19 protein-coding genes are annotated in these 24,564 nt (G+C 44.0%); 10 read left to right on the forward strand and 9 right to left on the reverse strand.

Annotation, left to right across the window (positions count from 1 at the left end; all coding sequences use genetic code 11):
- Nucleotides 1–8 precede the first annotated feature (8 nt).
- From NB463_RS13205 to NB463_RS13215, 3 genes are all read right to left on the reverse strand, one after another.
- Nucleotides 9–1,340 carry a D-serine ammonia-lyase gene (locus NB463_RS13205; protein ID WP_258431258.1) on the reverse strand — a complete coding sequence of 444 codons (1,332 nt, stop codon included), beginning with the start codon at nt 1,338–1,340 and terminating at the stop codon, nt 9–11.
- An 83-nt stretch (nt 1,341–1,423) separates the two neighbouring features.
- On the reverse strand, nt 1,424–2,518 hold the full coding sequence (gene serC / locus NB463_RS13210; RefSeq protein WP_258431259.1) for a 3-phosphoserine/phosphohydroxythreonine transaminase: 1,095 nt from the start codon (nt 2,516–2,518) through the stop codon (nt 1,424–1,426).
- A gap of 138 nt (nt 2,519–2,656) precedes the next feature.
- Nucleotides 2,657–3,925: a YdgA family protein gene (locus NB463_RS13215; RefSeq protein ID WP_258431260.1), complete on the reverse strand. Its 1,269-nt coding sequence runs from the start codon at nt 3,923–3,925 to the stop codon at nt 2,657–2,659.
- A 186-nt stretch (nt 3,926–4,111) separates the two neighbouring features.
- Here NB463_RS13215 and NB463_RS13220 point away from each other — a divergent pair, with 186 nt between their 5' ends.
- The 3 genes from NB463_RS13220 to NB463_RS13230 all read left to right on the forward strand — a co-directional run bounded on the left by NB463_RS13220 (nt 4,112) and on the right by NB463_RS13230 (nt 7,384).
- On the forward strand, nt 4,112–6,052 hold the full coding sequence (locus NB463_RS13220; RefSeq protein ID WP_053807505.1) for an ATP-binding protein: 1,941 nt from the start codon (nt 4,112–4,114) through the stop codon (nt 6,050–6,052).
- Nucleotides 6,049–6,546, forward strand: a complete 498-nt coding sequence (locus NB463_RS13225; protein WP_012841921.1) for a response regulator — start codon at nt 6,049–6,051, stop codon at nt 6,544–6,546. The genes NB463_RS13220 and NB463_RS13225 overlap by 4 nt, the downstream gene beginning before the upstream one ends.
- Nucleotides 6,547–6,835: 289 nt before the next feature.
- Nucleotides 6,836–7,384: a hypothetical protein gene (locus tag NB463_RS13230; protein ID WP_005393208.1), complete on the forward strand. Its 549-nt coding sequence runs from the start codon at nt 6,836–6,838 to the stop codon at nt 7,382–7,384.
- Between the two features lie 199 nt (nt 7,385–7,583).
- On the opposite strand, the gene NB463_RS13235 is transcribed toward NB463_RS13230, so the two are convergent.
- Complete coding sequence (locus NB463_RS13235) at nt 7,584–8,171, reverse strand: TfoX/Sxy family DNA transformation protein (RefSeq protein WP_005393210.1); 588 nt, start codon at nt 8,169–8,171, stop codon at nt 7,584–7,586.
- Between the two features lie 370 nt (nt 8,172–8,541).
- Between NB463_RS13235 and NB463_RS13240 the strand changes: the two genes are divergently transcribed.
- The 5 genes from NB463_RS13240 (at nt 8,542) to NB463_RS13260 (ending at nt 14,251) form a co-directional block, all read left to right on the forward strand.
- Entirely contained in the window at nt 8,542–9,462 is a 921-nt protein-coding gene (locus NB463_RS13240) for an HDOD domain-containing protein (RefSeq protein ID WP_048626253.1), read from the forward strand.
- Nucleotides 9,463–9,614: 152 nt separating this feature from the next.
- A complete protein-coding gene (locus NB463_RS13245) occupies nt 9,615–10,520 on the forward strand; it encodes a lysine exporter LysO family protein (RefSeq protein WP_006742620.1) in 906 nt (301 codons plus the stop codon).
- 206 nt (nt 10,521–10,726) lie between these two features.
- Nucleotides 10,727–11,239 carry a hypothetical protein gene (locus NB463_RS13250; protein ID WP_012841922.1) on the forward strand — a complete coding sequence of 171 codons (513 nt, stop codon included), beginning with the start codon at nt 10,727–10,729 and terminating at the stop codon, nt 11,237–11,239.
- A 199-nt stretch (nt 11,240–11,438) separates the two neighbouring features.
- A complete protein-coding gene (gene panP / locus NB463_RS13255) occupies nt 11,439–13,085 on the forward strand; it encodes a pyridoxal-dependent aspartate 1-decarboxylase PanP (RefSeq protein ID WP_225461573.1) in 1,647 nt (548 codons plus the stop codon).
- A 311-nt stretch (nt 13,086–13,396) separates the two neighbouring features.
- Nucleotides 13,397–14,251, forward strand: a complete 855-nt coding sequence (locus NB463_RS13260; protein WP_005378021.1) for a MurR/RpiR family transcriptional regulator — start codon at nt 13,397–13,399, stop codon at nt 14,249–14,251.
- A 77-nt stretch (nt 14,252–14,328) separates the two neighbouring features.
- On the opposite strand, the gene NB463_RS13265 is transcribed toward NB463_RS13260, so the two are convergent.
- On the reverse strand, nt 14,329–15,573 hold the full coding sequence (locus NB463_RS13265) for an iron-containing alcohol dehydrogenase (protein ID WP_258431261.1): 1,245 nt from the start codon (nt 15,571–15,573) through the stop codon (nt 14,329–14,331).
- A 377-nt stretch (nt 15,574–15,950) separates the two neighbouring features.
- On the opposite strand from NB463_RS13265, the gene NB463_RS13270 reads away from it, so the two are divergent.
- Both NB463_RS13270 and NB463_RS13275 read left to right on the forward strand, forming a co-directional pair.
- Nucleotides 15,951–16,217, forward strand: a complete 267-nt coding sequence (locus NB463_RS13270; protein WP_005378026.1) for a GrxA family glutaredoxin — start codon at nt 15,951–15,953, stop codon at nt 16,215–16,217.
- Between the two features lie 174 nt (nt 16,218–16,391).
- Nucleotides 16,392–18,074, forward strand: a complete 1,683-nt coding sequence (locus NB463_RS13275) for an aspartate:alanine antiporter (RefSeq protein WP_006742623.1) — start codon at nt 16,392–16,394, stop codon at nt 18,072–18,074.
- A gap of 76 nt (nt 18,075–18,150) precedes the next feature.
- Here NB463_RS13275 and fabV read toward each other — a convergent pair whose 3' ends face one another.
- From fabV to nhaA, 4 genes are all read right to left on the reverse strand, one after another.
- The gene (gene fabV, locus NB463_RS13280) at nt 18,151–19,353 is read right to left on the reverse strand and encodes an enoyl-ACP reductase FabV (RefSeq protein ID WP_006742624.1); all 1,203 of its coding nucleotides are present in this window, start codon (nt 19,351–19,353) and stop codon (nt 18,151–18,153) included.
- A gap of 174 nt (nt 19,354–19,527) precedes the next feature.
- Nucleotides 19,528–21,810 (reverse strand): acyl-CoA dehydrogenase, encoded by a 2,283-nt coding sequence (locus tag NB463_RS13285; protein ID WP_006742625.1) that lies wholly within the window; start codon nt 21,808–21,810, stop codon nt 19,528–19,530.
- Between the two features lie 62 nt (nt 21,811–21,872).
- The gene (locus NB463_RS13290) at nt 21,873–22,517 is read right to left on the reverse strand and encodes a TetR/AcrR family transcriptional regulator (RefSeq protein WP_005393225.1); all 645 of its coding nucleotides are present in this window, start codon (nt 22,515–22,517) and stop codon (nt 21,873–21,875) included.
- 725 nt (nt 22,518–23,242) lie between these two features.
- A complete protein-coding gene (gene nhaA, locus NB463_RS13295; protein ID WP_006742626.1) occupies nt 23,243–24,394 on the reverse strand; it encodes a Na+/H+ antiporter NhaA in 1,152 nt (383 codons plus the stop codon).
- Nucleotides 24,395–24,564: the final 170 nt, after the last annotated feature.

Genomic DNA, 24,564 nt, shown 5'->3' on the forward strand with positions numbered 1-24,564 from the left:
GGGCTGATTTACCGACCTGATTTTTTGAGATAAGCCGCCATTTCATCTTCCGGAACCATTCCTCCACCTGTTGCCCAAACAAGATGCGTGGCGTTTCTGAGTTTTTCTTCGTCAAATTGCATTCGAGACTGATAAGCATGATTATTCGAGACATGCACTACCCCAACCATACCAGCTAATGCAGAAGGCTCTAGGTTAATGCCTTCTAGTTCACTTAACTCACCCAAGTGGTGATACATACGAGCATCATCAATGGTGTAAAAGCCATCAATTAGCCTTTCCATCGCTCTACCGACAAATCCCGACGCACGCCCTACTGCTAATCCATCAGCAGCGGTCATGTTGTCGATACCCAAATCTTGTACCGCAATCTCGTCATGCAAGCCGGTACGCACGCCCAACAACATGCACGGAGAGTGCGTTGGCTCTGCGAAAATACAATGAACATGATCACCAAACGCGACTTTCAAACCAAATGCCACACCACCAGGCCCACCGCCAACACCACAGGGTAGATAAACAAAGAGCGGATGATGCTCATCAACCACGATTCTCAAGTCATCAAACTGCTGCTTTAGACGCTCACCCGCAACAGAGTAACCTAGAAACAACGTCTGCGAGTTTTCATCATCAATAAAGAAGCAGTTAGGGTCTTGCTCAGCTTCTTTACGACCTTGCTCAACGGCAACACCATAGTCTTGCTGGTACTCCACCACTTTGACGCCATGTGACCGGAGCTTATTTTTCTTCCACTCCCGCGCATCAGAAGACATGTGAACCGAGACTGAAAAACCAAGCTTTGCACTCATGATGCCAATGGACATACCGAGGTTACCCGTTGACCCAACCGCAATACTGTACTGCTTAAAAAACTGCCGAAACTCATTGCTGAACAATTTGCTGTAATCATCGGTTTCGCAGAGTAAGCCAGCTTCAAACGCCAACTTTTCTGCATGGGTGAGCACTTCATAAATGCCACCTCTCGCTTTGATAGAACCAGAAATTGGCAGATGACTGTCTTTTTTGAGCATTAAACGGCCCAATATTGGCGTGTCGTATTGCTGCTCCAAACGCACTTTCATCTTGGGAACATCCACCACAGAAGACTCAATGATGCCATGCGAAGCTTCCGTTTCGGGAAACGCTTTCATCAAATAAGGCGCAAATCGTGCTAGCCGTTCACTCGCAGCTTGAATATCTTTCTCATCTAGCCCCACATAGGGCAAACCTTCTGCTAAAGAGGTTATGTTTGGGTTAAACCAGCAAACCTCCTTAAGATCGATAAGTGGCGCCAAGAGTGGGAACTGCTTGATCAGCGCTTCAATATTCGCCTTGATCATTTTACCTTCCTGGAGTGATGTGAGTTGAGATAAACAAAAGCGCCGCAATTGCGACGCTTTAATGAATAACTGTGAATTTGATTTTATGCGTAGTTTTTCTCAAACTCTTGCATAAAGTCGACTAACGCTTGTACACCTTCTAGCGGCATGGCGTTATAAATGGAAGCTCGCATACCACCAACGGCTCGGTGCCCTTTTAGTGATTTCAGCCCTTTGGCATCTGCTAGTTCAAGGAACGTCGCATCCAGTTCAGGTTTCGCAAGTTGGAATGGCACATTCATCAAAGAACGGTTTGCTGAGTGCACGCCATTACGGTAGAAATCAGACTGATCGATGTAATCATACAGTAGTGCGGCTTTAGCGCGGTTCACTTGCTCGATCGCTTTTACCCCACCCTGCGCCTTCAACCATTTGAAAACAAGACCAGACAGGTACCATGCAAAGGTTGGTGGCGTGTTGAACATTGATTCTTTCTCAGCCAGAACAGTATAATCCAAGATACTTGGCAGTACCTGCTTCGCCATACCTAACAAGTCGTCGCGCACGATAGCGATAGCAATGCCTGAAGGACCAATGTTTTTCTGAGCGCCCGCATAAATCACACCGTATTTCGATACATCAATCTCACGAGAAAGAATCGTCGAAGACATGTCAGCAACGATTGGTTTGTCGGTGACAGGAAGATCGTTAATCTCGATACCGTCAATGGTTTCATTTGGACAGAAATGCACGTAAGCCGCTTCTGGAGCAATTTTCCATTCGTTTGCAGGTAGAACGGCTACTTTTCCGTTGATTTCTGTTTTTGCATCAAATACGTCTGGCTCGCAGTATTTCTTCGCTTCAGCTACCGCACTTTCAGCCCAATAACCGCCGTCGATGTAAGTTGCCGTCTCGGCATCACCAAGTAAGTTTAGAGGAACAGCAGCAAACTGAGCACGAGCACCACCTTGGCAGAACAGCACTTTATAGTTGTCCGGAATATTCAGAAGATCACGTAAATCCTGCTCGGCTTCTTCTGCAACTTTGATGAACTCTTTGCTTCGGTGGCTGATTTCCATGACCGAAGTGCCAAGACCTTGCCAATCGATTAGTTCCTTTTGTGCTTGCTGCATAACTGCTTTAGGCAGACCTGCTGGCCCTGCACTGAAGTTAAATACGTTGTCCGTATTTTGTTCCATGATGCTCATTGCTCCTGCTATGTAAATATTACGAAATTAATATCACGTTTTCGCAGCGATAAAAACAAGAAAAGAGGTCTTACGACCTCTTTTTAAAGACTAAGCGTTAAATTGGATTAATTCCGCAACAATACTTGGCTACTGTTGTTGCATCAAGGCAGGCATAAGTAGCGCCACTAATGGGAACTCATGTCCATTTTCGAACTTCAATTTGCCTTCACCGATTTCTGCTTTGAGTTGATAACCGCCCTCTACTTTCTCGATCAACTCCATGATGAGCAGCTCATCGATTCCTTCTTGAATAAATGGGTAGTGCGTCACTAATTCGTCAGAGAAGTAAGTGCTGAGCTCACCAGTAGTCGCCGTCATCAACTTCATTGGGTCTTGAGTAATGTGGTCAGTACCCTTAGGAATGGATAATTGCCACTCGTTATGGAACTTACCGTCACCAAACGCAAGTGAAAGCTCATTCACTGATAAATCAAAGCCTTTGCTAAACAGCGTGTCAACATGCGGCAATAAGCTCGCAATTTCCTGCTCGTCTAACATTGGAGAGCTTTGATAGATAGACATAATTTGGTCAAATGACTGGCTATCCACATCTGCAATTGAGAAATCCACCTTAAAGTTATCGACATCCGTACCATCAGTTAAACGCAGTTTCTTAGCATCTAGGTTCAGCTGACTGTTCAGCTTATCACCAGACTCATTCATCGTAGTGTTGCCGCGGTAACTTGCATTCTCAATCAAAAAGACAGGCGTTAAGTTCGAATCAACCACATCCAGCTTCTCTAGAGAAAAAGATTGCTCACCCAGCCAATAGCCTTTTGCTTGCTTACCTTTACCCTGACCTGTCAATGCATTCAGATGAAGCTCTTCACCGTTTTCAAAATCCACTTGAACAGAAGGAACAGAAACTTGGTAATTGAGATCACCCAATACCGTCACATCCCCTGTCACTTTTGCAGGGCTTGTAGAAACAGAAACACCTTGCGCTTCGTTACGATAATGCCAACTGTCTAGGTCAAGGGTGAATGCCGTATTGCCATTTAGTTGAGTCTGACTGTGCATCGTGAGAGGCAAAAAGTCATTGTCCACCAATTTTGAATCTGCTGTTAGGCTTGTTAGACCGTGGCTTACATCACTGGTTACGTCAAACGTCGTTGGCATACCATCACGCTCTAGCTGCGTTTTAAGCTCAGGATCAACAACTGAATAACGAGTCAGCACGACTGAAGACAAATAGCCACGTTGATACTCGACCACTTCGCCTTTAATCATTTCATCATTCATATTGGTAATACCATCTTCAATGATGGACTGACCAATTTGTCCGACAGCCAATGGCCAACACAGCGCTAATGAGATAGCACCACCAATGGCGCCGATTTTTTTAAGATTTTGCATAACGTCACTTATTAGGTATTTTCGGTCAGTCTACCCCAAACCTTCTGCGGAGAAAACATTGAGACAAATCAGACTATTGATGCTTATTCTAGTCCATTAATCAGGAATCATACTTGGCTCCCACTCATCATGTCCTTTTATTGTTAAAGTTTGCGTGGCGAAGTTTTAACCGGAGCTAAAACATCTGTGAATCGTTATGCTGTGTTGTGTCTCGACAACAACCCAATCAGTGCTGAACAATTTCGATTGGAGCTGTCTGCCTTCTCAAGTAAATTTGATATCTTTTCTGTCGAGTCGATAGAAGAGGCTCAAAGCGCTTTAGAGTATCTAGAAGAAAGAGAACAGACTGTTGCTTTAGTCATAGCGAGCCATCACGCTCATTTTAATGGCGTGGATTTTCTTATTGGTTTAGACCGGATGCCGCATACCGAGCAAGCAAGAAAAATTCTTATTAGCTGCTCGTCTGATATAGAGGCAATTCTCACTGCCGTTAATGAGGGCAGGCTCGACCACTGCCTCACTAAACCTTTGCCAGATCACGTCTTATTTAACACAGTGCAAAAAGAGCTGACCCAATTTATATTGCGAAACGGTAAAGAAGACCTGCTAAGTTACAGTCAGATATTGGATCATCACAGCTTGTTGCGAGCGCACATCAATAATCAGATGAGCCATTATCAAGCGGGCTTTTTACACGACTACCACTCGATGTCTGATGCTGAGTTAGCCGAGCAAGTGATCTCAGCTCTCCAGCAGTTTTTCAAAGATAACGACGAAACAAGAGCGTGCCGTACATACTCACCTGAACACTTATTAACCGTGGAAGGCGAGCCAAATAGCTTTTTGTGGTTTATTACCGATGGAGAAGTGGCTCTGTACAAGCGCGATGAACAAGGCATGCAGCGAGAGGTTGTACGCCATAACAAAGGTAATATTGTCGGAGGCATGTCGTTTGTTACTGGGGAATGTTCTTTCTCGACAGCCCTAACGCTGACAAAGACAGAGGTCATCAAACTCGATCGCAACGTATTCAATAAAGTGATGCAAAGCGACTCAAACTTGCTGCCTCTTTTTACAAACTTGCTTTTACGCCACTTCAACCGCCGATTACAAAGAAGCATCAACACCAAGCTGCAACTTCAAAAAACGCTCGAATCGCTGGAGTCTGCCCACCAGCAACTCATTGAAAGAGAAAAAATGGCGATGCTCGGCCAGTTGGTTGCGGGCGTGGCGCATGAACTAAATAATCCGATAGCAGCGATATTGAGGGGCGTAGAGAATTTAACGCATACGCTTGCACGATTACTTAACGAAGTACCCAGTTCCGATATACAAATCAAAGGCATTGAGTTACTGAGCAAAGCTCAAACCGCAAAACCCGCTTCAACCGCAGAGCTCAGATCACGCGTTAAAGCACTTAATCATGCCCTTCCAGACCGAACACTGGCTAAGAAAGTGGTGAACCTTGGGCTAGAGTCAGATCACGAGTTACTCACTCAACTAACGAAAAAACAGCAAGTGTCTTCTCATGTTCTCGATACTCTTGAGCAATACCACAAAGCAGGTTCCACTCTTCGCTCGATTAACGTCTGTGCTGCGCGAATTGCAGATATGGTGAAAAGCCTTAAAGGTTACGCACGCTCAGATGATGAGACCCAGCACTATGCTGATATTCATGAAGGTATTGAAGATACCTTGGTGATCTTCGAAAACAAACTAAAAATGCATCAGGTTTCCACTGATTATGCGGATTTACCTCCTATCCTTTGTCAACCAATCGCACTCCAACAGGTATGGACGAATTTGGTCTCTAACGCCATTGATGCATTTCCGGAAAAAGGCGTTTTAAAAATACAAACACGTCTTGCAGAAAAAGATCATACACATTACGCCGTTATCTCGTTTGAAGATAATGGGTGTGGCATTCCTGAATCGCAAAGAGATGCCATTTTCGAGCTCAACTTCACGACGAAAAAAGAAGGCAACTTTGGTTTAGGCATTGGGCTGTCCATCTGCCAGCAAATCGTGACAGCACATAAGGGATGGATTGACGTCGAATCAGAGCTCGACAAGTTCACACGAATGACAGTCTGGTTACCAGTCATCGAAAAAGGAGATGAAATATGACCAAGTATTTAATTTTATGTGTCGATGACGAACGAGAAGTCTTGGATAGCGTGCTCCAGGATCTCGCTCCCTTTGAGGAACATTTTATTGTCGAGGGAGCGGAATCAGTCACTGAAGCAAGGCAAGTGATCGAGGAGATGGCGGAAGAGGAAGTTCAGCTTGCGCTCATTTTATGCGACCACATTATGCCGGAGCAAACTGGGATTAGCTTCTTAATCGAACTCAGTCAAAATGGTGACACAAAAGCGGCCCGCAAAGTCTTACTTACAGGACAAGCTGGCTTAGAAGACACCGTTGAGGCCGTCAATAACGCAAGTCTGGACTATTACATAGCCAAACCATGGAGAGGAGAAGAGTTGAGAAAAGCAATCGTGTCTCAGCTTACTGCTTTTATGATTGCAAATGATGATAACTTACTATCTTGGACTCAAGTCCTTGATTCTGAGGCGATCCTCAATGCCATGGCTGAACGCAGAGCAAGCTTCGGCGAGTAATATGCGTGGCTCTAGCTTGAATGTCACCAAAGCCAGCTGATCCACGTTATTTCGCGCAATAGCGCGAGTATGGAAAAGCATCACTATTTATCCGATTGATGCTCTTAGACGTTATGTATATGGCGTAGTTTTTGCTTAAACCAACTAACTATTAAGTTAATTGACAAAACATCGACACATTTTTGTTGGTCGTGGACCTTCCTTTTTATTATGATGTCGGACAAATCAGATTACGGTTCAAGTGGTTGCTTGAATCCATGGAAATAATGAACAAGGTTTATCGTTAGTTATGCGTAAAACACTATTAGCCGCTGCCTTACTAGTGGCATCAAGCCATGCCCTAGCCGCAAACGACCGCAATGCGCCAGCAACTATGAGCAACTTTAGCTACGACTATTTCGAAGCACGTATTGGCGCAAGTCCTGTGACATTTGGTGCTGGATTCAGCAAATCAATTCACCCTAACGCACATGTTATTGCTCGTATCGACTCTGAGTTTGAAAGTGATTTTGACTCAGCCGCTGGTTTTGGCTTTCATTCGCCACTAAACAACTGGGCTGACCTTACAGGTGAAATGCTAATGCGCGTTGTACAACCTTCAAGCGATAGCAGCACTGACGTAGGTATGGAACTGAACTTAGGTGTTCGTCAATGGTTAGGTCCTCAATTAGAAGTAGGCGGCAAAGTCGGCTACGTATCTATTGATAACGATGACGACTGGACCGGTGCAGCATACGCTCGTTTCCACTCAACTGAGCTTTTCTCTCTAGGTGCTGAAGCGCGTATCAACGACTTTTATGGTGATCAGGTAATGTTCACCACGCGTTTTAAGTTTTAAGATTTGTGCTTTAAGAAAAGAGCAAATTAAAAAACAAAAACCGAGGCCCATGCCTCGGTTTTTTTGTCTAATCGTCTAATCTAATGACTAACTCAATGAAGTGGTCAAAAACTTCAATGTCCTTTTTCCGCTTTCAACACTTGCCTTTACGACCCGCTAACTCCATCAAAACGAGTCAATCATCGTGCGTTTAGCTTGCTTACTCACACAGCGCCAATAACTGCTTTTTACGCGGCTCTTGAATCAGTTTCCAATGAACACCGTCAGTTGCACCAGCGAATTTCCAAAGCAACTTAACATCAACGTCATTGCCATAAGCCACTTTAACTTTGTTGAAGACTTTTACAGGTCCAAGTTCTAAAAAGGTTTCTACGTCATCAACACCTGCTTTCTTGACCATTCGCTCAAGAGTTAACTGCATATTTGGCAGATCTCTCAAACGTCTACTGGCAGAAGACTTTTGATATTTTCGTTCCTTAATTGAGTATTCAATTGATTTTTGTACCAGTTCATCGAGTCCTGCATATCCGGATTCAAACAAATCTGTTACGTCATAATAATTTACGGTTGCCGTCGTCTGTTTTTTGACGTGCTTATATTTTTCGCAATTCAGTTGAGTAAACACTTCGTCCAATCCATTACCACCACGTAAGTAGCAGCAATCATTGCTGACAAGCGCAAACATAGCATCATCGGTGAATAAACCGATACCACCGAACATAGAACGTTTTTGATACTCACTAAAGTTGCGTACATATTTAAAAAAAGCTTGGTCTGTCATGTCCATTGACCTCTTTAATCTGAATAAATTACCCCGATTAGCGATGTCACCAGATAAACAGCAGCTTATAGCGAATTATAAATGTCGATTTGTTGGCGATATTTTTGTGAGTTGTGCTCACCAACTTGCTTAATCATACTTAACGTTGAAAAATAAGTTAGGACATAGGTCACATATAAAAAAGTATATATTCAGCATACGTGATTAGTTTCACACTTATTTATTCATGTGGTGATATTTTTTTGACGCACGGCATGCCCAAAACACGCCATCATTATGATCTCGCTGGCAATTACGAGCACGTGATACGCATTTAATTGATAAAGAATACGCTGTAAGGGTACACTGTACGAAAGATCTCAAGTACAGCGTCACAATGGAACATTTATCATTTTTTTGGCTGCCAAATAATAAAGATAAGCTTATAAACGCACTGGAATCCGAGTTTGCTCAGCTGGTAGAACAGTCCATCTCAACGGGTAAGATTTCATTACCCCCTATTCCTGATGTCGTGCTTAAAATTCAGCAGTTATGTGTCGAAGAACACACCACTATTTCAGATGTTGCTAACTGTTTGTTAGAAGATCCCGGCTTGGCGGCGGTCGTTCTGCGAGTAGCAAACTCTGTAATTTTCAATCGCAGAAACATTACCTGCAACGACTTAACTACCGCGGTATCTCGCCTTGGTATACTGCGCGTGCGTGATATTGTTACCGCACAAGCGATTGAACAACTTAAACATTCAGTAAATTTAACCAAAGAATGTAATGCCATCTTGGTGAAAAGTGCAGCGGTATCCCGAGAACTCGGTGCCGTCATGGTGATATTGGTTCAATCGTTTCGTAAACACGAGCCAGGTACTTATGGGCACTTGGAGCAAGAAAAAGCATTGCTGGTTGGTCTGCTAGCCGATATCGGTTTGTTTTGTCTAATTAACGAGTACCACCTGTACTTAGATAGAGGCAATTACCTAGATCCTGAAATTGCGTTGCAAATCTTCCAAACTCGTTGTTCAGCAACAAGCAAACTGGTGCTCGAGCGCTGGGGGTTTGACAATGACTTTAGAGAGGTCTCCTCAAACGAGAAGTACGAGCAAACGCGACCGGAAGTAAGTTATTTAGACATTGCAAGAATCGCGCATCACCTATTGATGTTCCGCAATCATGATGAACGCATTGATGAACACGAAGTTGAATTCAACTTAACAGGTGCAGAGGTCTTGTATGAACTCAGCAATATGAGTGATACTGACTTCAATGACCAAATACGTGCAGTGCTAAGTGCTAGCGGCTTGTAATTTATCGTTTTCTCACACCTAATTCGCGATAAACGATTCGCTCAAGGCCGAGCAGCGTTTGGTATTTGGTGAAATATCTCTCTAATTTCAACCGATAAATAATTTGATTTATGTGTGTTGGTATTATCTCAAAAAAGGAATCATAGAGCTTTATGTTCTCAGGGATGCTATTTATTTTCGCTCCACTTGTTGTGGGGTATCTAATTCCTATATCTCGAGCCTCGTTACTGGAGAAGATCAATCAATCAACGTCCTACCTTATTTACGTCATTTTGTCGTTGATGGGACTTAGCCTAGCAGCGCTCGATAACTTAAGTAGCAACTTACAGAGTATTCTCCTCTATGCGAGTACTTTCTTTTTATGTTTAAGTACCTGTAATCTGTTGGCGCTGCCTATTATCGATAGGATTATTCCTCTCCAGACCAATCAGAATCAAAAGAAGCTGCCACTATCCTCGATGGCTTTAGAATCAGTAAAGCTGATTGTTGTCGTTGGTGGCGGGCTAGTAGTTGGTCTGCTGTTACCCATCGATTTAAGTTGGGTGGATACAGCGAGCGAATGGATACTCTTCCTGCTCCTATTTTTTATTGGTATTCAGCTTCGCAATAGTGGTCTTACTCTTCGCCAAATTCTATTAAATAAACAGGGTATGGCCATTGCGGCAGTTGTGATCGCAACATGTATGCTTGGTGGCGTTATTGCAGCGATACTTTTGGACCTTCCTCTCTATCAAGCCCTAGCGATGGCTTCAGGGTTTGGCTGGTATTCACTCGCAGGAATTTTGATGGGAGACGCTTTTGGCCCCGTGTTTGGGGGGGCATCTTTCCTGATCGAATTGATGAGAGAGCTGGTCGCGCTGGTAGCCATTCCTCTCTTTATTCGTAGCTATCCGTGCACAGCAATTGGTTATGCAGGGGCAACAGCGATGGACTTTACCCTACCTGTTATTCAGACTACAGGTGGTGTGCGTTGTGTCCCAGTTGCCATCGTTAGTGGGTTTATTTTGAGTTTACTGGTACCAGTTATGATGCTTTTCTTTGTATCACTTGCTAGCTAGATCTCAGGTTTTCGCTTTAACATCCATTACAATACGGCAAAAATTCAAATACCCAGTTAACGTCAAAGTGATCAAGATTTTGGCAATAATCCGCTTTCTTTTTGTCAATTAGCCCAATTATTTATCACGACTAAAGAGAAAGAAGGGTGAAACATCAACTTATGTGCCTTGCGTTAATAAAGGGATAACAACTAGAAGGAAGAAGAATGAAACGCTTTGTCGTTGCCGCGCTCCTCGCTACAAGCTCAACTTTTACGTTTGCCGCAGATCAACAATGTCTTGCAAGCAAATACGACGGCTATGTTGATGCCTCACTACAGTGGTATCAAGATCTTGTCGATTTGACGGTTACCCAGTATCCAGATCTAAAAGAAGTTAGCCAGTGGTTCTTGGACGGCCGTAAACATCACTTTGAATTAAACCGTGAAGCAGTGCACTATTTTCTAGAGAACGATCCTAGCCGTGTTGCAACAGAACAGCCAATCGAAGCATGGCTAAAGTTAGAACAACACGACGTTAAGCAGCTAGCAAGCCGAAGTGATAAGTTAGGTGAAGTTGCAAAACAAACGTTTAGTGACCGTCAATCGACTAACCATCCAAAAAACTACGAACTCCGTTCAGCATTCGCCGACCTGCTTAGCCATCCACAACAAATTGATACCGCGCTTAATAAGTACAATCAGTCAATAGAGAAGATTGAAAAGCAGAAGTGTGATTAATTAATCGTTGAGGATGCTCGAAAACGCCGAGTGTTTTAACACATTAAAATCAACGATTTTTTAATGCGAAGATTGTAGCCCTCACCTAAAATTTTCATTTCAGCAACATGGGTTTCAACAATTAAAACGGGACTTTGCGCCCGTTTTAGTTTAGATTGTGCCGCTCGCATTACCAAAATAACTACAAAGATTCTTTGCTATGGTTAAGGAACAAAAAACCGCTGACGTTAGCTTTGAGAGCTTGCTAAAGATCTTCACTGTCCCAGAAGGTCCTGACTCAACGTTAACCAAAATTGACGAGAGCCTCTCGCGAAATCTAAATCAATTTCTTCGTGAACACATCGTGGCAGAAGAAAAGCCTTTACGCGAAATCGAAAAAGACTTTTCTTCTGCTCAGATTCCTGAGCAGCCAGAGTTCGTGTCAGATCATACAGAACACTTACTCGACACTTTGGTGTCGCACTCCGTTCACACTTCTTCACCAAGCTTCATTGGTCATATGACATCGGCGCTGCCTTATTTCTTGATGCCACTGTCAAAGATCATGATCGCCTTAAACCAAAACCTGGTAAAGATAGAGACTTCTAAAGCCTTTACCCCGCTTGAACGTCAAGTTTTGGGCATGCTACATCGCTTGATCTATGGTCAGAGCGATACGTTTTACGATCAGTGGATGCATAGCGCAAACCACTCATTGGGCGCATTTTGCTCCGGCGGTACCATTGCCAATATCACTGCACTTTGGGTAGCACGTAACAAGGCGTTAAGAGCCAATGGTTCATTTAAAGGCGTTGAGAAAGAAGGCCTATTTAAAGCCATGAAGCATTATGGCTACGATGGCTTAGCGGTATTGGTGTCTGAGCGTGGTCACTACTCCCTTAAGAAAGCAGCCGATGTACTAGGTTTAGGTCAAGAAGGCTTGGTTGCGGTTAAAACGGATGCCAACAACCGTATTATTGTCGACGACCTTAAAGCGAAAATTGTTGAACTAGAGAAACAAAACATCAAGCCTATTGCTGTTATTGGTGTAGCTGGTACAACAGAGACAGGTAATGTCGACCCGCTACCTGAAATCGCAGAAGTCTGCCAAGCTCACGGTTGTCATTTCCATGTGGATGCCGCATGGGGTGGCGCAACACTTATGTCTAATCACCACCGTCACCTTCTTAACGGTGTGGAAATGGCAGACTCAGTAACCATTGATGCGCACAAGCAACTCTACATCCCGATGGGCGCTGGTATGGTTCTGTTCAAAGATCCTGACGCAATGAAATCCATAGAGCATCACGCTCAATATATCTTGCGTAAAGGCTCAAAAGACCTAGGCAGCCATACATTAGAAGGCTCTCGTTCGGGCATGGCAATGTTAGTCTATGCCGCAATGCACATCATCAGCCGCCCTGGCTATGAGCTGCTGATAGACCAAAGCATTGAAAAAGCTCGCTACTTTGCAGATTTAATCAAGCAGCAAGATGATTTCGAATTGGTTTCTGAACCAGAGCTTTGTCTGCTCACATACCGCTACTTGCCGCCATTCATCCGTGAGGCATTAGCAAAAGCGGAAGGTTCACAAAAAGAACAACTGAATGAACTGATTAATGAATTAACACAGTTTATTCAAAAGCGTCAGCGTGAAACGGGCAAATCGTTTGTTTCACGTACAAGGCTGAACCCAGACCAATGGCAGCGCATGAACACGATTGTGTTCCGAGTGGTTTTGGCAAATCCGCTGACGACCAAAGAAATTTTGAGTTCGGTGCTTGATGAACAGCGTGAAATCGCCAAGCAAGCACCAAATTTGATGGAAAGAATTCAGCAGGTGGTCACTAATATCCAATCGTCTTAATGGCCCGAAAGAGTTACATCAATTTGAAATTTTTTTTCGTTTTGATGTAACTCAAACATCATTCTCGTGCGACTGGCGCAACAAAACATCGATTACACATCCAATTCTGTAGTTTTTACAACATTTTGTTTGAGGCCTGTCAAATTCTCACTAAATAGTATCCGTTATTGGTTTAGACTGATTGAAGATCAGGTTTATACTGATTCTATGGCGCTGGTTGTTTTCGTTAACGCCCCACTCTACTCTGGAATCTTCGTGTTTCCTTTCGTTAACAGAGCCAGCGAGTTGTTCTCTATACCCTCGTGAACACTATGAATACATTAGAAAAAATTCAAAAAAACCTGGAGAATTTCAGTAAGTCAGAGCGCAAAGTTGCGGAAGTAATTATGGCGTCTCCACAAACTGCAATTCATTCAAGCATTGCAACGTTGGCTAAAATGGCTGATGTTAGTGAGCCCACTGTAAACCGCTTCTGTCGTCGTCTGGACACCAAGGGCTTTCCAGATTTTAAGCTTCACTTGGCACAGAGCCTAGCCAACGGTACCCCTTACGTTAACCGTAACGTGGAAGAAGACGACGGCCCAGACGCGTACACCCATAAGATTTTCGAATCGACCATGGCGTGTTTAGATGTCGCGAAAAACAGCCTAGATCCAATGCAAGTGAACCGTGCGGTCGATTTGCTAACGCAAGCGAAGCGCATTTCATTCTTTGGCCTTGGTGCATCATCTTCTGTAGCCCGAGACGCACAAAACAAGTTTATTCGCTTTAACATTCCAATTACTTGTTTTGAAGACATTGTCATGCAGCGCATGAGTTGTATTAACTGCAGTGATAATGATGTTGTGGTTCTTATTTCTCACACAGGTCGAACGAAGAGTCAGGTCGAAATAGCAAACCTTGCTCGTGAAAACGGCGCGACGGTCATTGCGATTACAGCAAAGGACTCACCGCTAGAAAAGGCAAGTTCACTCGCTATTACGCTTGATATTCCTGAAGATACCGACGTTTATATGCCAATGGCGAGTCGAGTTGTACAGATGACGGTGATTGATGTACTGGCAACTGGCTTCACACTCCGCCGTGGTACAGGTTTCCGTGAGAACCTAAAACGCGTAAAAGATGCGTTGAAAGACAGTCGCTATGACAAACTAAGTCAGTACTAAGTCCTGCTGTTTAGTGAAATATTTAATAAAGGGGAGCTCAACGCTCCCCTTTTTTCAATGTGCTTTAGATCAATACATCAACCCAAGTCGTTCACAATCGATAAGTCCGTTCTTGATTCAAGCACTTCTACAGAGCTCACGTGTTGTGTGCTCTCTGCCACACACTCTCCACTGCAATCACAGACTTGCTGCAATATGTATATCAAACGTTCCTGATTAAGGGGTAGCGGGTTGCCTTTGATCGCCATCGACTTAAGCGCATCGTTCGCCACTTGTTCAAAAGAAGTTTGGCATACTCCGAATTGGCCAAGTAACGGCAACGCTAACTTATCTAACACCATATTTACCCAAAGAACCCCATCGTGCTCATTCGCGTTCGCACGATCGGTAACCAATTGGGCAAGTTTACGATAACGACTTATCACATCATTCCTGCCAGCGAGCTTCGCGGCGTTAATATTTTCCTGCATCACGTGCGGTGCAAGACGCGCCGTGATCACGCTGTGGGGAGCATCTAACTTACCTCCTAACGCCGACGCAAGCCCATGCGCAGCACCTAATTTGGCGTTAGTAATGGCCATGCCACCAAGCAACGCAGCGAACGATAAGTCCGACCGAGCCTTATGATTATCTTGCTTACAAGCAGCAATCACTGAACGGCTTAAACGACGAAGTCCCTCTTCGCACACCATATCTGTAAGAGGATTTGGCTCACCACACACATACGCTTCCATCAAATGAGTGAACGCATCCATCGCGCCACGCCCGGATGTGTATTGATCGGTTCCATAGGTGAGCGTCGGATCCACAATGGCAACGTCTGCCAGCATATCAGGGCTTCGAAGACTCACTTTCACTTTATCTTGTCCAGACTTCAACACCGCATTTCGAGTCACCTCTGAACCCGTGCTTGCTGTCGTAGGAATTGCAATAAAATGAAGAGGTTTTGCCTTTAATGGTACGTTTCTTCCTACCACTTCGACGTAATCGTAAACATTGCCTTGATTAGGAATAATAGCGGCTAGGGCTTTACCCATATCGATGACACTGCCACCGCCAATAGCAATCACCATATCAGGCTGGAATTTTCTACCGAGTACCGCGGTCTCTTCTACCATTGTGATATAAGGTTCGCCATTGATTGCTACGTGTTGGTAACGCATATTTTGAGCTTTAAGGTAGTTAATGATGGGCGTGGCTCGTTGGGTATCCTTCCCGGTTACCAGCAAAACACTGTAGCCAAATTGGTTGATAACGGATAATGAAGACTGAAGTGCACCTTCACCAAATATAATCCTTGTTGCAGTCATAAACTGAAACATACACATCCTCCCAAAATAATATACCCAAATAACCTCTTGCCCTCTGATTTAACACTTATGTAAGAGTTGAAGTCATTTGCGTATAGCCAGATTAGATTGCTATGTTTTTGAATAAAAAAAATTGACCAATTCCACCTTGCCATCATTAACCCCTTAAAATGTATGTTTTTTATGCGCCACTTCACATACTTTAGAGCCATAGAATAAGGGAGCGCGTTTAGTTTTTATTCGATAGATTTCACCTATAGAACCAAGAGGTAATTGCCGCTTTATTTCCGTATCTGGATCGGGCATAGTTACTGCAACAAAAGAGAGCGCACTCAGCCGCTATGTTTTGTACGCTTTCAAAAAAGAATAGATTTAGGAGAAATAAGATTATGTTCGTTGTTATCTTTGGTCGCCCTGCATGTCCTTTCTGTGTTCGTGCAAAAGAACACGCAGAAACGCTAAAAGCGAAGCGTGACGACTTCAACTACCGTTACGTTGATATCCATGCTGAAGGCATTTCTAAAGCAGATCTTGAGAAAACAGTTGGTAAACCAGTTGAAACTGTTCCTCAAATCTTTATCGACCAAGAGCACATCGGTGGCTGCGACGAGTTCGAAGCATACGCGAAAGAGCACCTAGGTCTATTTGACGAGTAATAAAGACAGTTTTTAAGAAAGCCGCTTCATGCGGCTTTTTTATTATTTTTCAGTTGGTTATTACCTTACGTCAACTAATGGTAAAACCTAAAAAAATTCACTTATCTTTTTGCTATATTTAGTTACAATTCGCAATTCTTAATCTTTTTGGCACACACTTTACCGAGCCACACAGTGAACATAGACGTCGTATACCTTCTTGAGCAAAACCCTATCCTTCTAATCTTCGTCGTATTAGCCATTGGCCTTGCCATCGGAAAAATCCGATTTGGCAAATTACAACTAGGCAACTCCATAGGCGTTCTAATTACCTCGTTGGTAATGGGTCACCTTGGCTTCTCATTCAATGCAGAAGCATTAACCATTGGCTTCATGCTGTTTATCTATTGCGTTGGCATTGAAGCTGGACCAAACTTTTTTGGCATATTCTTCAGAGATGGTAAGCATTACTTTATTTTAAGTATGACCGTTCTCGTGTCCGCAGTCAGCTTAACGTATGGCTTGAGCCACTATTTCGGCCTCGATTTTGGCTTGTCAGCCGGTATGATGGCTGGCGCGTTGACAGCAACACCAGTACTGGTTGGTGCACAAGACGCTCTAAACTCCGGCCTTGCTACTATACCGCGCAATATGGATTTTTCTTTGGTATTAGAAAATCTATCTGTAGGTTACGCGATGGCTTATCTGGTGGGCTTAATTAGCATGATCATGTTCGCGAAGCTGTTGCCAAAACTGCAGAAGCAGAACCTGTCTGATTCTGCGCAGCAAATTGCTCAAGAACGTGGCCTTGGAAATTCAAGCCAAAGAAAAGTGTACTTACCGATTATTCGTGCTTACCGAGTCGGCCCAGAATTGATTGACTGGACTGACGGCAAGAACTTGCGTGAACTGGGTATTTATCGTCAAACTGGCTGTTACATTGAACGAATCCGCCGCAATGGTATTCTCGCCCATCCAGATGGTGATGCCATTTTGCAAGAGGGTGATGAAATTGCACTGGTTGGCTTCCCTGATAGCCATGCTCGCTTGGATCCTAGCTTCCGCAACGGAAAAGAAGTATTTGATCGTAACTTGCTTGATTTGCGCATCGTTGAAGAAGAAATTGTCGTAAAAAGTGACGCTATCGCAGGCAAGCGTTTATCTGATTTAAACTTATCTGAGTTTGGCTGTTTCTTAAACCGCGTGGTACGTGCGCAAATAGAAATGCCGATGGACTTAGACATTGTGCTCGCTAAAGGTGACGTCCTTCAAGTGAGCGGCGAGAAAAGCCGAGTACATGGACTCGCGGAAAAAATCGGTTTCATCTCGATCCACAGTCAAATGGCCGATTTACTCGCTTTTTGCAGCTTCTTTATTTTGGGTATTCTGTTTGGCCTCATCACGATGACATTCGGCCAGGTTTCGTTCAGCTTGGGTAACGCGGTAGGTCTTTTGTTATCTGGTATTACACTTGGTTTCTTACGAGCAAATCACCCTACTTTCGGCTATGTCCCGCAGGGGGCGCTGAATATGGTCAAAGATTTGGGTTTGATGTTCTTTATGGTGGGAATAGGTCTAAGTGCAGGCGGAAAGATGTTCGAGCACTTGACTCAAGTTGGTCCAAAAGTGATTGGTTTAGCATTCATTGTTAGTGTTGTGCCTGTGGTATTGGCCTATTTAGTGGGCGCACACATACTCAAGATGAACCGTGCCCTGCTCTTCGGTGCCATTATTGGTGCCCGAACTTGTGCCCCAGCTATGGATGTCGTCAACGACTACGCTAAATCCACCATCCCAGCTCTTGGCTATGCGGGTACCTATGCGATTGCCAATATTCTGATGACGTTGGCAGGTACAATCCTGATAATATTAAGTTAATAACTTTGACTGATGAAAGCAAAAAAGGCGCTCAATGAGCGCCTTTTGTATATCGGTTGTCTAATCAGTCATTCGATTAGATTTGGATAAAATCAGCTTCAACCGCTGGATTTACATCCGCTTCGTAATCTACGCCTTCAACACCGAAACCAAATAGTTTCAAGAACTCTTCTTTGTACTCTACGTAGTCAGTCAGTTCTTTTAGGTTCTCAGTCGTAATTTGAGGCCATAGCTCACGACAGTGCTGCTGAATGTCGTCACGAAGTTCCCAGTCATCCAGACGTAGACGGTTCATCTCATCCACTTCTGCTGCGCTACCATCTTCTTTGTACAGACGTTGGCTGAACATACGGTAGATTTGTTCCATACAGCCTTCGTGTACGCCTTCTTCGCGCATTTTCTTGAATACCATTGCAATGTACAGTGGCATAACAGGAATTGCGGAACTTGCCTGAGTTACAACAGATTTAAGTACAGCAACATTTGCACTGCCGCCTGTCGCTGCTAACTTGTCGTTTAGCGCTTTCGCCGCACGATCTAGGTCCATTTTCGCTTTACCTAGTGCGCCATCCCAGTAGATTGGCCAAGTTAGCTCAGTACCAATGTAGCTGTACGCGACTGTCTTACAGCCTTCAGCAAGAACACCAGCATCAGACAGTGCATTAATCCAAAGTTCCCAGTCTTCACCGCCCATAACGGTTACTGTGTCTTTGATTTCTTCTTCTGTTGCAGGCTCAACACTTGCTTCGATGATCACATCTTTGTTGGTATCAACGGCAGTTGATGTGTAAGTTTCACCAATAGGCTTAAGCGCTGAACGAACTAGCTCGCCAGTTTCTGGCATTTTACGTACTGGGGAAGCCAGTGAGTAAACCACCATATCGATCTGACCTAAATCTTCTTTGATCAGTTCGATAGTTTTCTGTTTCGCTTCATTTGAGAAAGCGTCGCCGTTTAGGCTTTTTGCGTACAGGCCTTCTTCACGCGCTAGCTTTTCAAAAGCAGCTGCATTGTAGAAGCCTGCCGTACCTGGTTTCTTCTCAGTACCTTCTTTTTCGAAGAAAACACCGATAGTTGATGCACCGCCACCAAATGCCGCAGCGATACGAGAAGATAGACCGTAGCCACTTGATGCACCGACAACAAGAACGCGCTTAGGTGCGTTTTTGATTGGGCCTTGCGCTTTAGTGTACGCAATTTGTTCTTTTACGTTAGCTTCACAACCAACAGGGTGCGTTGTAGTACAGATAAATCCACGAATTCTAGGTTTGATGATCATATTCAACTTCCTTTAAAAAACCTTGTTAGGATAAAAGTTTCGTCGGGATTTCGCATCTAATTTCTGTAAAAATGCTCTGAAAAGGCAAGTGGTTGGAGCACTATCCCAACATCCACTCAGCAAGAACACAAAAAAGCACCTCATTGAGGTGCTTTTCGTAGTATTAACGGTTTACTATGCCGCCGGGTTCAAATGCGACTTTTTTGGGCAATCGGTTCGTACTTCAGAAAAGTCATGACTAAAGTGGTCAACTTGAATCGCCTTGTAACGCAATTTGTCTGCCGCCATGATTTGGTCAATTTCTTGCTCAGTTAACACGCCTGCTTCAAATGCTTGCTGCAGACGGTCGTGTAGCAGACCTTTACGAGCCACTTTCCCATCCTTCGCCGCCTTCATAAGCTTACGCTCTAATGGTTTGATTTCGTACATTGCGAGGAAGGCATTCTCCATTAAGCCTACGCTGTCGTCGTCGGATTTTCCGATGTAGCAAAGATGCGTGAGTCGATCACGTTGTGCTCCTGGCGTCATCATCGCTTCCGCCAGATTCACACACAGTTCATCGCTTGGCTTATTGAAATGATTGCCAAGTGGGAACAATAACCCTTTCAGCACACCGCCAACGTATTTCACAGGGAAGTTGGTATAAGCCTCATTTAATGACTTAGATGCGTTATACAAACAATGTTGAACGGCGTAGTGGACAAAATCTAGATCGCCTTGTTGACGTCCTTCATCTTCATACTTTTTCAGTGCGGCAGACGCCATATATAGATAACTTAAGCCATCACCCAGACGTGCAGAAATCATTTCTTTACGCTTCAAATCACCGCCTAGTGTTAACATCGCGAAGTCAGCACTAACAGCAAGCGCTCGGCTTAATCTTGTGATTTCTTTGTAGTATTGCTGTGTTGGGCCACTCATGTGCGCTTTTACAAACCGAGAACCAGTTAGCGCCGCGCCAAATGCACCAAATGTATTGCCTACCGCATGTTTGATGTGTTTAAAGAGCAAGTTGTCAAATTCTTTCGCCCCTTGTTCAGAATCTGGATTCGCCGCGGCTTCCATTTCTTTCAGTACATATGGGTGACAACGAGTCGCACCTTGACCAAAAATCATCAGGTTACGAGTCAGAATATTCGCGCCTTCAACAGTGATCGCAACTGGAATACCGAGATAATGTTTAGCAAGATAGTTCATTGGGCCATCTTGAATCGCACGACCCGCATGGATATCAAACGAATCATTTAGAATAGTACGCGCGATTTCCGTCATGTGGTACTTGGCAATCGCGGTTACGATCCCAGGTTTTTCTTTCATATCGAGAGAAGTCGTCGTCAGCGTACGTGTCGCTTCTAGTAGGTAAGTAAGACCACCAATGCGCCCCATTGCTTCTGCGACACCTTCAAACTTACCGATCGACATACCAAACTGTTTACGCACGTAAGCATAAGCACCGGTTGTACGTGTAGTAAGGTGGCCAATCGCTGTGCCAAGCGCTGGGAGAGAGATACCACGACCAGCAGAAAGACACTCCACCAGCATACGCCAACCTTTACCTGCGTAATCAGCGCCACCGATCAACCAGTCCATAGGGATGAAGACATCTTCACCACGAGTCGGACCATTCATGAATGCAGAACCCAGAGGATCATGACGCTCGCCTATCTCGACACCTTCATGGTCAGCGGGGATCAGCGCACATGTGATTCCAACCTCTTTCTTATCACCAAGTAGCCCTTCTGGATCCTGTAGCTTAAATGCTAATCCGAGCACTGTCGCCACTGGCGCAAGTGTGATGTAGCGTTTATTCCAGCTAACTCGCACGCCAAGCACTTCTTTGCCTTCGTGAGTGCCATAACAAACTACGCCTTGATCTGGTATACCACCGGCGTCAGATCCCGCTTCGGGCCCTGTTAATGCAAAACAAGGAATGTCGGTACCATCAGCAAGACGAGGCAACCAGTAATCTTTTTGCTCTTGCGTGCCATAGTGCGATAAAAGCTCACCTGGACCAAGAGAGTTCGGTACCATTACCGAGACAGCGGTGCTGATGCTACGAGTCGCAATACGAGAAACAATGGTTGAGTTCGCTAAAGCGGAAAATTCACGACCACCATACGCTTTTGAAATGATCAGTGAGAAAAATCGCTCTTTACGTAAGTACTCCCATACTTCAGGCGGTAAATCCCTGTCTTCTTTGACAATCTTCTGGTCATCAAGCATTTCTAGCAGGGTTTCAAGCTCATTATCCATAAATGACTGCTCTTCTGCTGTCAGTGTCGGCGTTGGATAATGGTGCAATGTAGTGAAGTTAGGCTTGCCTGAAAATAGTTCGGCATCCCACCACACACTACCCGCTTCCATCGCCTCTTTCTCGGTGCTAGAGAGAGGTGGCAATACTTTTTTGAACACTTTAAAAGCTGGGTCACTAATCCATTTTCTTCGTAGAGAGCTCATAGTTCAGATCCTTTTGTTCACGTAACCGCTCTGGGCATAATTTTATTATTGGTTTAACTTTCTTATTTGTCTTGTGCCAACTGCTTCGCTGACATTCCTGCAGACAAATAAGGAATCAGTAAATCGACGACAGATTTCACATCGACTTCCTTTTCAAATTTACTTTCAGCAAGCTCCGAAAGAGCCTGGCTTGAAGCCATCGTAAATACGCAGGTACCTAGCGTGAAGTGCAGTCGCCAAAACAGCTGCTCCTCACATAGTTCCGGGTTTGCCTTCATTATCGAGAAGGTGAAGAGGTTAAGTACCTCTTCATATCGAGTGGTGATGAACCAACGCAGATGACCTTGTACGTCTGTGTAACCACGGCCAATTAACAACATGAATAATGCAGTACCATTGGGGCGCACATCATTTAATGTACGCAAAGGTAAACGCAATGACTCAAAGACGTCGTCCATGTCGTAGCTATCACGCGTATTTAACTCAATTAGTGAGGTTTTAATGCTCGGCATGAGCGCTTCTAGGTATCTATCTAAAACCGCTCTAACTAGCGTTTTTTTATCGCCAAAGTGATAATTTACCGATGCTAAGTTGACGTTCGCTTTACCTGTTATCGTTCTTAGCGAAGTATCATTAAAACCATGTTCAGCAAAGAGTCCTTCTGCGACATCGAGTATTTTTTCTTTTGTTGATGTTCTCGGGGCCATTTTAATCACTCGTATTAAACAACTGTTTGAAAATATACTCCTGAAACTTTAGATTAACAAATGATTAACATCACACTTTCACCAATTGGTCTGACCAGAATTTAGAAGGTGTGATCTAATCTTTTGAATTTAAGTCTAATAAGCAAGTGATGCTCGCCAGAAGAAAGTGACCAAGTTTCGCAAACCATCGTATTTGAAACGCTAGCAATGTCGTTGGGCTGTCGGAGCGGGAGATACGGGTTTGAAATGCAATTTAGGTTTATAACTACTATAGAAAAGAGGGCTATCGAGTTTCAAACCGTCATAAAGTTGGTTACGCTGTTCGCCTCTTCTCTTACTTCTTTACGATACAAGCGGGCAGAAAGAATTAAATCGAATTTTTTTTGAAAAAAAATGGAACTGTTTGGAAAAGGCTCGGTCTGAATAAATGTAACAACTAGGGCATTTTAAGTTTCACTGGCCGTCAAACTTGTTTCCATCTAATTGTTACGTTGCTGCTTTTTTCTTATTAACTCCTATGTTTGTATCCGCCCAGTCAAATTTTCGGCTGGGCTTTTTTTCGCCCGCAGATCTACCAACCTACCTTTTTCGATGATTCCGTTCACCTCCATGGTCTAGACATCCGCTCAATACGAAAGTGTCGCTATTAAGTCGCTGATGTACTGAACTATGGGTATAAAAAAGCCTCCCGATTGGGAGGCTTTACAAAATAGCTCATTTTTATCTTACGCTTGCGCTTTCTTAGGCAAAGAAAAGTGCAGTAAGGCATAGCCAAGTAATGCTGCTGTCGTAGAACCCATTAAGATACCGAGTCGAGCATAGGTATCAAATTCAGGACTTACATTTCCGAACGCTAAAGAGGAAATGAAGATAGACATTGTAAAGCCAATACCACACAACACAGATACCGCAAAGATATGCTTGAAGTTAACGCCTTCAGGTAACTTAGCAACGCCCATTTTTACCGCTGCCCAGCTAAAGGTAAAGATACCTAGAGGCTTACCAACCAGTAGACCCAAAGCAATACCGAGTGGCAACATTGAAGTTAGACCTGACATCGATACGCCTTCTAACGAAATCCCCGCATTGGCAAATGCGAATAGAGGCAGAATACCAAATGCCACATATGGGTGAAGCGCGTGCTCCATATGTTTAAGTGGAGAATGTTCGCCCTGCTTTCCCTTTAGTGGGATAGCAAAACCAATCACTACACCTGCCAATGTTGCGTGAACACCAGATTTAAGCACCGCGAACCATAAGATCGCACCGACGATCATGTATGGCGTAAGTTTTGTTACTTCCTTCGCATTCAACATGAATAGGACACCAGTCATGATGAAACCAACAAGCAACGCCATGGTCGACAGGTCACCGGTGTAAAATAGCGCGATAATAACAACCACACCTAAATCATCGATGATAGCAAGCGCCAGCAAGAACACTTTTAGGCTTACTGGTACACGCTTACCTAATAACGCCATGATACCTAAAGCAAAAGCGATATCTGTCGCCGCTGGAATTGCCCAACCAGAAATCGCCTCAGGATCGTTGGCATTAAAGGCTACGTAAATAAGAGCAGGAGCTAACATACCGCCAACCGCTGCAATCGCAGGGAAAATTGCGGTTTCTTTTGATTTTAACGCACCTTCAAGCAGCTCTCGCTTAACTTCAAGGCCAATGAGTAAGAAGAAAACAGCCATTAGGCCGTCATTAATCCAGTGAGAAACTGACATACCAAATACATAAGTATGCAGTACAGATTGATAAGTTTCGCCCAGCGGTGAGTTAGCAATGGTCATCGCAATTGCCGCGGCAATCACGAGAAGAATACCACCAGCTGATTCCATTTTGAAAAAGTCACGAATGACATCGTTCATGGTTTCGTCCTTATATTTATTATCTTAATAAACGATTAACAAAGAATGATAAGAGTGTATAGCGGTCGAAAACTTTAGAATAATCGCTTCTTCAGAGTATAAACTTCGATTTTTCCGATATGAAGTTTACTATACATCGTATTTTCCAACATAACACTCAATTTTGATCA

Source organism: Vibrio sp. RM-41-2B (genome assembly GCF_024744415.1).
Classification (GTDB): Bacteria; Pseudomonadota; Gammaproteobacteria; order Enterobacterales; family Vibrionaceae; genus Vibrio; species Vibrio diabolicus.